Source organism: Micromonospora sp. MP36, assembly GCF_008119785.1.
Classification (GTDB): domain Bacteria; phylum Actinomycetota; class Actinomycetes; order Mycobacteriales; family Micromonosporaceae; genus Micromonospora.
In genome coordinates, this window is sequence record NZ_VSFA01000001.1 from 38662 (window position 1) to 50467 (window position 11806).

An 11806-nucleotide genomic window follows, 5' to 3' on the forward strand; every position below is an offset into this window, starting at 1 on the left:
ATGCCGTCGCTGCCCACCCTCGCCGTGGTCGGGGCGACCGGTGCCGTCGGCACGGTGATGTGCGAGCTGCTCTCCTCCCGGGCCAACGTCTGGGGTGAGATCCGGCTCCTCGCCTCCGAGCGTTCGGTCGGCCGGCAGGTGCAGTGCCGGGGTGAGCTGGTCACCATCCAGGCGCTCACCCCGGAGGCGTTCGACGGCGTGGACGTGGCGATGTTCGACGTCCCGGACGAGGTCTCGGCCGAGTGGGCGCCGATCGCGGTCAGCCGGGGCGCGGTCGCGGTGGACAACTCGGGCGCGTTCCGGATGGACCGCGACGTCCCCCTGGTGGTGCCGGAGATCAACCCGGAGCAGGTCCGCAACCGGCCGAAGGGGATCATCGCCAACGCCAACTGCACCACCCTGGCGATGATCGTGGCGGTCGCCCCGCTGCACCGCGAATACGGCCTCCGCGAGCTGGTCCTCGCCTCGTATCAGGCGGTGTCCGGGGCGGGGCAGGCCGGCGTGGACGCGCTGCACGCCCAGCTCGGCAAGATCGCCGGGGACCGGGTGCTCGGCTCCCGTCCGGGCGACGTCCGGCAGGCGGTCGGCGACGAGCTGGGCCCGTTCCCGGCTCCGCTGGCGCTCAACGTGGTGCCCTGGGCCGGCTCGCTGGCCGACGGCGGCTGGTCGTCCGAGGAGATGAAGATGCGCAACGAGTCGCGCAAGATCCTCGGCCTGCCCGACCTCAAGGTCTCCGCCACCTGCGTACGGGTGCCGGTGGTGACCGGCCACTCGGTCGCCGTGCACGCGGTCTTCGCCACCGAGGTCGACGCCGAGGGGGCCCGGGAGGCGCTGCGCAACGCGCCCGGCGTGATCCTGGTCGACGACCCGGCCGCCGGCGAGTTCCCGATGCCGATCGACGCGGTCGGCACCGACCCGTCCTGGGTCGGCCGGATCCGCCGCGCCGTTGACGACCCGCGCGCCCTCGACCTCTTCGTCACGGGCGACAACCTGCGCAAGGGCGCCGCCCTCAACACCGCCCAGATCGCCGAACTCCTCGCCGCCGACCTCACCCACTGACCACCCCCGCGGATCCCACCCCCCCGCGGATCCACCCGTTGATCATGAAGTTGTTGTCGCGCCGCCCGGCGTGTCGCGACAACAACTTCATGATCGATCGCGTGGGGTCGGGGTGCGGTGGGGGCGGGACGAGGTCAGGCGGCGGCCAGGCGGACGCCGTCGCGGCCGTGCCGCTTGACCGCGTACAGGGCCTGGTCGGCGCGGCGGAGGGCCAGGTCGGGCGACTCGCCGGGCTGGGGGAGGGCGACACCGACGCTGATCGTCCGGCCGGTCCGCCGGGCCGCCTCGGTCAGCCGCTCGGCAATCCGGAGCGCCTCCTCGGGGCGGCTCACCTCGATCACCGCGACGAACTCGTCGCCGCCGGTCCGGTACAGCTCGTCGCCCTGCCGCAGCGCCCCCTCCAGCGCCCGGGCCAGCCCGACCAGCAGCCGGTCCCCGGCCTGGTGGCCGTACGTGTCGTTGACGTCCTTGAAGCCGTCCACGTCGATCGCCAGCAGGGCGGTACGCCCCGGCGTGGCGCTCGCGATCCGCCGGCCGAACGGCCCGGTGTGGCCCAGCCCGGTGAGCGGGTCGGAGTTGGCCTGCTCGCGCAGCCGGGCGAGCGTACGCAGCCGGTCGAGGCAGGCCCATGCCTGCCCGGCCAGCAGTTCCATCAGGTTGACCGTGGTCGGGTCGGGGCGCAGCAGCCGCTCGTCGGCGACCAGCAGCACCCCGCCGGTGTCCGTCGGCCCGACCGGCACGGTCACCAGGGTCCGCGCCCCGGCCCGGGCCAGCGGCAGGTGGTCCTCGGTCGGCGGGTGCCCCGCCTCGCCCAGCGTGTACGCGGCGCCGTGCCGGTGCGCCCGGGCGATCAGCCGGCCGAGCGCGGCGGGGCCGGCCTCGGTCAGCTCGGCCCGGATCCGGGACTCCAACTCGCCGGGGGTGCCGGTCGGCGCGCTCAGCCGCGGCTCCGGCCGGTCGGCGAGGACCAGCACGGCGGCGGAGAGATCCGAGACGTCCCGGGCCGCGGTGATGGCGGCGATCATCAGGTCCCAGTCGGTGGGCGCGGCGGTCATCGCGGCGGCGTGCCGGAGCAGCTTCTCGCTGCGGCTCTCGGCGGGCGGGCCGCCGAGCGCCACGATCCGGCCGGCCAGCCGGGTGGCCAGCCGTTCGGCGGTCTGCCGCCACCGGTCCAGCTCGACCGGGCCGCTCCACTGCAGGTCGAGCACGCCGATCGGCCGGCCCGTCGGGTCGCACAGCGGTACGCAGACCTCGGCGGTGACGTCGGGGCGCACCGGGAGATGGTCGGGGTCGGCGGCGACATCGGCGACGGTGGCGGGCTCGCCGGAGGCGTACACCCGGCCGATGACCGACGGCGCCAGACCGGTCCTCATTCGGTCCGCAGTGCCGCCTGGCGGCGCGGCGACCGGATCATGGCCGTCCGCGGAGCTGGCGGTGTCGCTCCCGGTCTCCGGCGGCAGCGTGGAGAAGACCTGCCAGGCGCCGGTGGCCGCGACGCAGCGCAGCCGGTCGTGGACCTCGAGCAGGATCGAGATGGCCGCCGGGGTGTGCCGGGCGAGCGCGGTGACCGTCCACCGGCACGCCTCCAGCGCGGTCGACGCCATCGAGAGGCGGACCGCGACGTCTCGGATGACTCGCTCGTGATCCACGTCGTTCCAGGTCAAGGGGCCGGGGCGCGATCAAGGGTACTCAGCGGGCGGTCCACCGACCTTCGTACACATGTGCTATCCACAGGGTGTGGACGCGGCCTGTGGGTACGGCGGGGCCGCGCGCCGGGGCCCGCGACGATAGCGTGAGGTTCCCGGTCCCGAGGAGGCGTCGATGCTCATCGCCCAGCTCAGCGACCCGCACGTGACCACCGGCCCGCTCGCCGCCGAGCAGGCGTCCGGGCTGCACCGCGCGCTCGGCCGGGTGCTGGCCCTGCGACCCCGGCCGGACTGCGTGGTCATCACCGGTGACCTGGTCGACAACGGCCGCCCCGACGAGTACGTGGCGCTGCGCGACATCATCGGGCGCTTCCCGTTGCCGGTGCACCTCGCCGCCGGCAACCACGACGACCGGGAGTCCCTGCTCGACACCTTCGGCGGCACCCCCTACCTGGGCGGTGGCTTCTCGGCGTACTACCACGTCGATCACCCGGGCGCGACGCTGGTGGTGCTCGACTCGCTCGCGCCCGGAGACGACGCCGGGCGGCTCGGCGACGAGCAACTGGGCTGGCTCGACGGGGTGCTCGCCGGCCGCCCCGACGTGCCCGCAGTCGTGTGCCTGCACCATCCGCCGGTCGCGGTCGGCATCCCGGCCATGGACGCCATCCGGCTCACGGACGCCGACGCCTTCGCCGCGGTGATCAAGCGGCACCCCCATGTCGTACGCGTCGCCGCCGGTCACCTGCACCGGCCGGTGACCAGCAACTTCGCCGGCACGGTGCTGACCACCGCGCCGAGCACCTGGGCGCAGGTGAACCTGACCATGACCGACGACCCGGAGATCTGGATGGTGGCCGAGCCGACCGCCTTCCTGCTGCACCGGGTGGCCGGCGACAGTTGCGTGACGCACACCGTCCAGGTCAGCCACGCGGCCGGGCAGACCTGCTGGTTCTGAAGCGGTGGACCGGCTCTCGGGTCCAACCCGGTGCCGGGCGCCCGGGCCGGCCCGCCGCTCCGCTGCCGGCCGGCTCAGGCCAGCAGGGCGTCGCGCAGCGCGGGGGCCAGCGTCTCCGGCGGCACCTCGTGGAAGCCGCCCGCCAGGCTGACATGGCTGGCGTGGGGGATCGCCCGCGCCGTGGCGGCGGCCGCGTCCCGTAGCCAGTCCGGGCTGCCCGTGCTGTCCACCACCACCGTCGGTACGGCGATCGTCGCGAGCCGGGCGGCGGGCAGTTCACCGCCACCGGTCACCGTGGTGTCGTATGGCAGGGTGTGCGCCAGCCCTTCCATCCAGGCCCAGTCCGGCGTGCCGCGCATGCCGGAGACCGCCTCGGCCGGCACCCCGACCGCCTCGGTCAGGAAGAGCCCGACCGCGTCGTCACGCTGGCCCGCCGCCACCAGTTCGGTCAGGTGTACGGCCAGCCCCGGCTTGGGTCCGCCATGCGGTCCGGCCTGGAACGGGGGCTCGAAGAGCGCCAGCGCGGTGAGCGGCAGCCCCTCGGCCGCCGCGTACGCGGCGAGGATCGCGCCGGAGGAGAGGCCGTAGAGGTGGGACCGGCCACCCGCCCGGTCGATCAGGGCCGCCACGTCCTCGATCTCCCGCTGCACCGCGTACGGCGCGGTGTCCCCGCTGGCCCCGCGTCCCCGCCGGTCGTAGCCGTACACGGTGAAGTCGGACGCCAGCGCGGCGGCCAGCGGGCGGGTGGTGCCGCGGTCGTTGAAGGCCCCGCCGATCAGGATGATGGGCGGCCCCTCCCCGGCGGTCTCGTACGCGATCGCGGTGCCATCGGCGGACCGCACCGTCTCCACCGTCCAGGTGGTCCCGTTCGACGTCATGGCTACTTTCTACTGCCGAACCCCGACAAGGGGGGCCGTGAAGGAATTCATCTGCCCGTCATGTCGGACTCGTCGGGCAGACCGGTACACGTCGCCGGCCCTGGCCAGCATCCAGGGGTGCCGGCCCGGTCGACCGATCGCCCGGTGGATGAGAAGCTTTCCCCCGGCGGGGCGGTGTTTCCCCCGACTCACGCCGCCCGCCGACCGACCCCTGTCACGGCATGCAGCAGGGTCGCCGGGCGAACCATCGCCCGAAACAGTCACGCGCCGGTATCTCACGAGGAGTCCCATGTCCGTCCCCGGGATGCGTCGGGCCGCCGTCGGCCTGGCCGTACTCGCCGCGACCGCGTTCACCGCGGTCGCCGTACACCCCAGCCAGGCGGAGGCCGGCCCGAAGCCGGTCGACGTCAAGCTGCTCGCCATCAACGACTTCCACGGAAACCTGGAGCCGCCGACCGGGTCTAGCGGCACCATCGCGGGTCAGACTGCCGGTGGCGCCGAGTACCTGGCCACCCGGCTCGCCCAGCTGCGCGGCGCCACCGAGGAGGAGCGGGAGCGCACCATCACGGTCGGCGCAGGTGACCTGATCGGTGCCTCCCCGCTGCTCTCGGCGGCGTTCCATGACGAGCCGACCATCGAGGCGATGAACCTGGCCGGCCTCGACTTCACCAGCGTCGGCAACCACGAGTTCGACGAGGGCGCCACCGAGCTGCTGCGCATGCAGAACGGCGGCTGCCACCCGGTCGACGGCTGCGCCGACGGCACGCCGTTCGCGGGCGCCAAGTTCCAGTACCTGTCGGCGAACGCCTTCAAGACCGCCACGGGCCAGCCGCTGCTGCCGCCGTACGGGATCAAGAAGGTCGACGGCGTCAAGGTCGGCTTCATCGGGATGACCCTGGAGGGCACCCCGCAGATCGTCAGCCAGCAGGGCGTCGCCGGCCTGAGCTTCGCCGACGAGGCCGACACCGCCAACAAGTACGCCCGCATCCTGCAGGCCCAGGGTGTGCAGGCCATCGTCGTGCTGCTGCACGAGGGTGGCGTGCAGAACGGCGGCGGCATCAACGACTGCACCGGGTTCAGCGGCCCGATCGTCGACATCGCCAACCGGATGGACCCCGCCATCGACGTGATCGTCAGCGGGCACACCCACGCCGCGTACAACTGCAACATCAACGGCAAGCTGGTCACCAGCGCCAGCTCGTTCGGCCGCCTGGTCACCGACATCGACCTTCAGGTCGACCGGCGCAGTGGCGACGTGATCACCGCCAAGGCGAACAACGTCGTGGTCACCCGGGACGTCTCGAAGGACCCGGCCACCACCTCGCTGATCAACCACTACAAGACCGCGCTCGGCCCGGTGGCCGACAAGGTCGTCGGCGAGACCACCCAGGCGATCACCAAGACCCAGGAGAACCTGTACCAGACCGGGGTCGACGCCAACGGCAAGCCGACGTACCAGACCGGTGAGTCGCCGCTCGGCAACCTGATCGCCGACGCCCAGCTCGCCGCCACGGACAACGAGCAGAACGCGGTCGCCGCGTTCATGAACCCCGGTGGTGTCCGCGCCGACGTCGACGCCGGTCCGGTCACCTACGCCGAGGCGTTCACCGTCCAGCCGTTCGCCAACAACCTGGTGACACTGGACCTGACCGGCGCGCAGCTCTACTGCATGCTGGAGCAGCAGTTCACCGTCGCCCGGGTGCTGTACGCGTCCTCGACGGTGCACTACGTCGTCGACGTCAACGGCACCACCGCGCCCGCCGCGTCGCCGTGCAGCGGCACCCGGGTGGTCCGGGGCAGCCTCACCATCAACGGTGCCCCGGTCACCGACACCGCGACCTACCGGGTCACGGTGAACAACTTCCTCTCCGGTGGCGGCGACGGCTTCAGCATCCTCCCCGGTGGGAAGAACCAGGTCACCGGCATGATCGACCTGGACGCCTTCACGGCCTACCTGACCGCGAAGTCGCCGATCGCCCCGCCGGCGCTGGACCGGATCCAGACCACCGCGGAGGTTCCCGCCGCCTGACGGCGATCCGTACCACGACGGGCCCCGGAGCGCACTCGCTCCGGGGCCCGTCGCTCGTTGCGCAGCGTCGCCCTCAGGCGACGACGGGCTCCGGCTGCTGGACCGGGACCGGCGTGGTGCGGCCGTCCTGGGTGGGGGTGAGCAGCCGGCGCAGCGACAGGGCCAGCACCGAGGCGATCAGGCAGCCGCCCACCACGACCGCCACCCAGAGCCGCCCGTGCGCCGCGCCGAGCAGCGGCCCCGCGGTGACCGGGCCGATGATCCCGCTGATTCCGAAGATCATCGAGCTCATCGCGTTGTAGCGGCCGCGCAGCTCGTCGGTGGCGAGGGCGTTGGTCAGCGCCGGCATGACCGGCGAGAGCATCGTCTCGCCGAAACCGAAGATGGCCGAGCACGCCACCACGCCCAGCGCGGCGAGCAGCGCATTGCCCGTGCCGATCAGGCCGGCCGCGCCGAGGACCAGCCAGGCGGCCGCGAAGGTCGCGCCCACCGCGGCCAGCGCCCCCGTCCGGCTGCGTCCCTCCATTCGGCGGATGACCAGCAGCTGGGAGAGCACGATCATCACGGTGTTGCAGGCCAGGGCCCAGGCCACCACCCGGGGCGTCACCTCCACCACCCGCACCGAGTACGCGGTGAAGCCCACCTCGATCTGCGCGTATCCGCAGGTGGTCAGCACCAGGCCGAAGATGACCAGGCGTCGGAACGGCCGGTCCCGCAGCACGGTGACGTAGCCCCCGGTCGCCCGTGCGGCGCCCGCCTCCCGGGCCTGCGCCAGCCGGTGCCCGACGTGCGGCAGGGTCAGCAGGATCAGCCCCGGCGTCAGGTAGCTCAACGCGTCCAGCAGGTAGATGGCCTGGAAGGTGACCGGACGGGCCACGTCGACCACCGCGCCGGAGATCAGGCCACCCACCCCGATGCCGAGGTTGAGCAGGGCGAAGTTCAGGCCGAACACCCGCTGCCGCTCACCGTCGCCGGTCAGCGAGGCGAGGATCGTGTTCTGGCCGGACCAGATCGCCGAGCCGCCGATCGCCATGATCGTGCTGACCGCGAAGGCCGTGCCGACCGAGTGGACCAGTCCGAGCGAGGCCGTGCCGACCGCCTCGACCGCCAGGCAGGGCAGCACCACCCGGCGGGCGCCGAACCGGTCGATCAGCGTCCCGCCCAGCGGGGACAGGGCGAGCGTCACCGCGCCGAACCAACCGATCACCAGCCCGGCCTGGTTGTCGGACAGCCCGCGCACGTTGGTGAGGTAGATGAAGAGGAACGGCAGGGTCAGGCCGCGCCCGACGGCCGACAGCAGGGTGCCGATCAGGATCCGACGGGCTTCCGGGCGGGCAGGCAGGGCGCGGCGCAGCATGCCTGGATTCTGTGCGCCGGGTACGACGACCCGCGAACGGATTACCGGCCGTTGTGTGCTCGGCAGAGCCGCCGGGTGAGCAAGAACACGGCGTCTGCCATGCTGGCCCGGTGACCACCACCTGGCGCCACCTGCCCGCCCCGGCCCGCGAGATCGCCGCGGCCGCCACCGAGGCGGTCGCCGCCGCGCACGACCGGGAGGCCGAGGCGTACGGGCCGGCGGTGGAGCGGCTAACCGCCGCCGACCGGACCGGCCTGGTGCTCGGCGGGGTGGTCCGGCTGCTGCTGGAGGAGACCCACCCGGACGGGCTGGCCGGGGACGATGTCCGCCAGGTGCTGGAGCGCTGCGTCCGGTCCACCGCGCCGTGGTGGCCCGACGTCGACCCGCACGTGCTGCTGGTCCTGCTGGCGAGCGCCCTCGGGGTCTACGAACCGGGCGACGACGACACACCGCCCGACCCGGCCGCGATCGCCCGACACGCGCCGTTGCTCGTGGCCGACCTGCTGGCGGCCACCGGCCGGCCGCTGGCGGACTACCTGACCGCCGCGTTCGCCGAGGTGGCCCGCACCGAGTTGCACGACTGACCGCCGGAGAGCGGCCGCGCCGGGCCAGGCCGCGGGTCGCCGCGGCAGGGCATCGATCCAGCGGCGTGCAACAGTTCGCCCTCCTCGGGCGTCCCGAATTCGAGGAGGTGGCCATGGATGGTGCGGAACCGGCCTTCGAGGAGTTCGTCCGGGCACGGTGGATGTCGCTCGTGCGCTATGGGTATGTGCTCACCGGCAGCCGGCACGATGCCGCCGACCTGGCGCAGGAGGCGTTGGCGCGGTTGGGCTCCGCCTGGCCGCGGGTGGTCCGCCGGGACAACCCCGACGCGTACGTCCGCACCAGCATGGCACGGCTGCACATCAGTTGGTGGCGGCGGCTGCGCCGAGAGCACCTGATGCCCGACGTGCCGGACCGGCCGGTGGGTGATTCGGCGGTCGACCGGATCGACGCGGCCTCGGAGCTGTGGCCGGTACTGGCACGCCTGCCCCGCCGGCAGCGCGCGGTCCTGGTGCTGCGGTACTACGAGCACCGGACAGACGCCGAGATCGCGGTGCTCCTGAACGTCTCCCGCGGCACCGTCCGCAGCCAGGCCTCCCGGGCGCTGGAGAAGCTCCGGGCGCACACCAGCCAGCACAGGGAAGCGACATCCGGGAGGCAGAAATGATCAGCGAGCTCGAGGAACACCTGACGCGTACCCTGGCCTCCGCAGCGGACGAGGCGCCGGTGCCCGCCTACGACCCGGTCGGTGCGGTGCGCGGGCGACAGCGCCGGCGCCGGCACCGGCGGGCGGGCCTCGCCGCAGCCTGCGCCGTCGCGCTCGTGGCCGGGTCAGTGCTGACCGGGGTACGTCTGGCCGCGCCGGAGCCCGACCACGGACCCGAGTACGTCTTTTCGCCGGACCGGATCCCCGACTTCGCCAACCTGCCCGAGCCGCAGAAGGTCTGGCCGGAGGCCGTCCACCGGCTGCCCGGCAGACTTCCCGACGGATCCCGCTACGCCGTCATGGCCGTCCTCGGCGATGACCGCTACCTGGTGGCGCGGGACCGGTTCGATGGCGAGGCGGGCCCGTTGGTTCTTGACCTCCGGTCCCGGACGGTGACGGTGCTGGGCACGTCGGCGGTGAGTCAGGGTCTGGCGATGTCGCGGGTCCTCATGGCGCGGGAGGTGGACGGGCAGGCGGTCTGGTTTCTCGAAGGCTTCCGGAACAACCGCCCCGTCCGGGAGGCATGGGTCGCACCTCTCGACGGCGGTCCGGCGCGTCGCCTGACGGACCTTCCCGACGGGTCGGCGCCCCGGTTCAGTGTCGCGGGGCACTCGATCATCTGGGAGCAGGAAGCGCCTGGAAGGTGGAAGCTGCCGGAGGGCCCACGGGTGTCGGTCCGCCGGGTCTCCTTGAGTGGTGGTCCGGCGGCCGATGTCACGGGCAGCCAGGGATTCGTTCCGGCGAACGCCGCGCCGTGGATCACGGACCAGCGGTTCGGCACGGGTATAGAGGCGAAGCCGTCGGGTGAACTGCGCAACGTGGTGACCGGTGAGCGGCTGCGGTGGAAGGCGGCCACCGACGTCCAGTTCGTGCAGTGCGGGCCCACCTGGTGCGCTGGCCGCGGCTCGGGGGATCGGATCGCACTGCAGGAGCTGGACGGCAGCAACCCGGTGCAGTTGTCCTACCGGGGGGAACTGTCCCCGAGCCACGGCGGGCGGCTGGCGATCGGTCAGCTCGAACTTCCGGCGGCGTGGTTGCACCTCATCTGGGACCGCACGACCGGCAAGGCGGCCGGGATCAGCGAGCCCCGACCGGCGGGCGCCTCACCGGGGTACGGCTGGAACATTCAGCTGGCGGACTTCGAGCCCGAGGTGCTGACCCTGCGCGCGACCGACGATCAACTCGTCGTGCTGGACCTCGGCGCGATCAAATGACGGCCCCGACGCTCAGGGGCTCGCGGCGAGGAAGACGAACGCGGCGAGCAGCACCAGGTGCACCCCGCCCTGGAGCACCGTCGCCCGGCCCGGCACCACCGTGAGTACGCCGGTCACGGCGGTGAGCGCGAGCAGCGTCAGCTGGGTGCCGCCGAGACCGAGCAGCAGCGGCCCCTCCAGCCAGATCGACGCCAGCGCTATGGCCGGGATGGTGAGGCCGATGCTGGCCATCGCCGAGCCGAGGGCCAGGTTGAGGCTGATCTGGACCCGGTCCCGCCGGGCGGCCCGGGCCGCGGCGAGGGTCTCCGGCAGTAGCACCAGCAGGGCGATGACCACCCCGACGAACGCCTGCGGCAGCTTCGCCGCCGAGACGCCCGCCTCGATCGTCGGCGAGATTATCTTGGCGTTGCCGACCACCGCGACCAGGGCCACCAGCAGCAGCGCAAGGCTGGCCAGCGCGGTACGGGCCGACGGCGGGTCGGCGTGCCCGTCCTGGTCGGCGTCGACGGCCAGGATGCTGCCCTCCTGGGTGACCGGGAGGAAGTAGTCACGGTGCCGGCCGGTCTGCACCATCACGAAGAGGCCGTAGAGGGCGAGCGACGCCACCGCCGCGAAGGTGAGCTGAGCCGGGGAGAACTGCGGGCCCGGCCGGCCGATGGTGAAGGTGGGCACCACCAGGCTGAGGGTGGCGAGCGTGGCCACCGTGGCCAGCGCCCCACCGGTGCCCTCCGGGTTGAAGACCGCTATCCGGCGTCGCAGCGCGCCGATCAGCAGCGACAGGCCGAAGATCCCGTTGCAGGTGATCATCACGGCGGCGAAGACCGTGTCCCGGGCCAGCGCCTGGGTCTTGTCCCCGCCGCTGATCATGAGGGTGACGATCAGTCCGACCTCGATCACCGTGACCGCCACGGCGAGAAGCAGCGAGCCGAACGGCTCCCCCACCTTGTGCGCCACCACCTCCGCGTGGTGCACGGCGGCCAGCACCGCGCCGGCCAGCAGCGCGGCCACCACCACGATCAGCCCGCCGGGCAGGTGCCGTCCCCATGAGGCCGCGAGGACCAGGACCGCGATCGGGGGTACGAGGGTGGTCCAGTCGGTCAGGCGGGAACGGATCAGCGCAGGCATGCATCAACCTTGCCAGGAAAATTGATCATCCGCCCCTGCGTAGCCGGGTAGGCGAACCGCGCCCGCCACCCGTCGGCCCGGTCCGGGGACCTGGGTGCCGTCATGATCAACGGTCACCCGCCGAGAAGCGTCCAGGGTTCGAGGATTGACGTCAGGAACGAGTCAAGGCCCCTCCGTGGAGGGGCCTTGACTCGTTTACCTCTGGTCGGGGTGGCCGGATTTGAACCGACGACCTCTTCGTCCCGAACGAAGCGCGCTACCAAACTGCGCCACACCCCGAGGCGTGCCGACAAA

General features: G+C 72.8%; 10 protein-coding genes and 1 tRNA gene. 6 read left to right on the forward strand and 5 right to left on the reverse strand.

Annotation, left to right across the window (positions count from 1 at the left end):
- Positions 1 to 1059, forward strand: a complete 1059-nt coding sequence (locus tag FXF52_RS00200; protein WP_148793071.1) for an aspartate-semialdehyde dehydrogenase — start codon at positions 1 to 3, stop codon at positions 1057 to 1059.
- Positions 1060 to 1193: 134 nt separating this feature from the next.
- Here the strand turns inward: FXF52_RS00200 and FXF52_RS00205 are convergent, their stop codons facing one another.
- Positions 1194 to 2708 carry a diguanylate cyclase gene (locus FXF52_RS00205; RefSeq protein ID WP_148793072.1) on the reverse strand — a complete coding sequence of 505 codons (1515 nt, stop codon included), beginning with the start codon at positions 2706 to 2708 and terminating at the stop codon, positions 1194 to 1196.
- A gap of 172 nt (positions 2709 to 2880) precedes the next feature.
- Here FXF52_RS00205 and FXF52_RS00210 point away from each other — a divergent pair, with 172 nt between their 5' ends.
- Positions 2881 to 3660 carry a phosphodiesterase gene (locus tag FXF52_RS00210; RefSeq protein ID WP_148793073.1) on the forward strand — a complete coding sequence of 260 codons (780 nt, stop codon included), beginning with the start codon at positions 2881 to 2883 and terminating at the stop codon, positions 3658 to 3660.
- Positions 3661 to 3734: 74 nt separating this feature from the next.
- On the opposite strand, the gene FXF52_RS00215 is transcribed toward FXF52_RS00210, so the two are convergent.
- Positions 3735 to 4538, reverse strand: coding sequence for an alpha/beta fold hydrolase (locus FXF52_RS00215; protein ID WP_148793074.1), 804 nt, complete (start codon positions 4536 to 4538; stop codon positions 3735 to 3737).
- A gap of 289 nt (positions 4539 to 4827) precedes the next feature.
- Here FXF52_RS00215 and FXF52_RS00220 point away from each other — a divergent pair, with 289 nt between their 5' ends.
- A complete protein-coding gene (locus FXF52_RS00220; RefSeq protein WP_148793075.1) occupies positions 4828 to 6567 on the forward strand; it encodes a bifunctional UDP-sugar hydrolase/5'-nucleotidase in 1740 nt (579 codons plus the stop codon).
- 73 nt (positions 6568 to 6640) lie between these two features.
- On the opposite strand, the gene FXF52_RS00225 is transcribed toward FXF52_RS00220, so the two are convergent.
- The gene (locus FXF52_RS00225; protein WP_148793076.1) at positions 6641 to 7924 is read right to left on the reverse strand and encodes an MFS transporter; all 1284 of its coding nucleotides are present in this window, start codon (positions 7922 to 7924) and stop codon (positions 6641 to 6643) included.
- A 110-nt stretch (positions 7925 to 8034) separates the two neighbouring features.
- Between FXF52_RS00225 and FXF52_RS00230 the strand changes: the two genes are divergently transcribed.
- From FXF52_RS00230 to FXF52_RS00240, 3 genes are all read left to right on the forward strand, one after another.
- Positions 8035 to 8508 (forward strand): hypothetical protein, encoded by a 474-nt coding sequence (locus tag FXF52_RS00230; RefSeq protein WP_187413262.1) that lies wholly within the window; start codon positions 8035 to 8037, stop codon positions 8506 to 8508.
- A 113-nt stretch (positions 8509 to 8621) separates the two neighbouring features.
- Entirely contained in the window at positions 8622 to 9134 is a 513-nt protein-coding gene (locus FXF52_RS00235) for a SigE family RNA polymerase sigma factor (protein ID WP_148793078.1), read from the forward strand.
- On the forward strand, positions 9131 to 10387 hold the full coding sequence (locus FXF52_RS00240; protein WP_148793079.1) for a hypothetical protein: 1257 nt from the start codon (positions 9131 to 9133) through the stop codon (positions 10385 to 10387). Before FXF52_RS00235 ends, FXF52_RS00240 begins: the two co-directional genes overlap by 4 nt.
- 12 nt (positions 10388 to 10399) lie before the next feature.
- Here the strand turns inward: FXF52_RS00240 and FXF52_RS00245 are convergent, their stop codons facing one another.
- Positions 10400 to 11512: a calcium:proton antiporter gene (locus tag FXF52_RS00245; RefSeq protein WP_187413263.1), complete on the reverse strand. Its 1113-nt coding sequence runs from the start codon at positions 11510 to 11512 to the stop codon at positions 10400 to 10402.
- 202 nt (positions 11513 to 11714) lie between these two features.
- Positions 11715 to 11791, reverse strand: a tRNA-Pro gene (locus FXF52_RS00250).
- Positions 11792 to 11806: the final 15 nt, after the last annotated feature.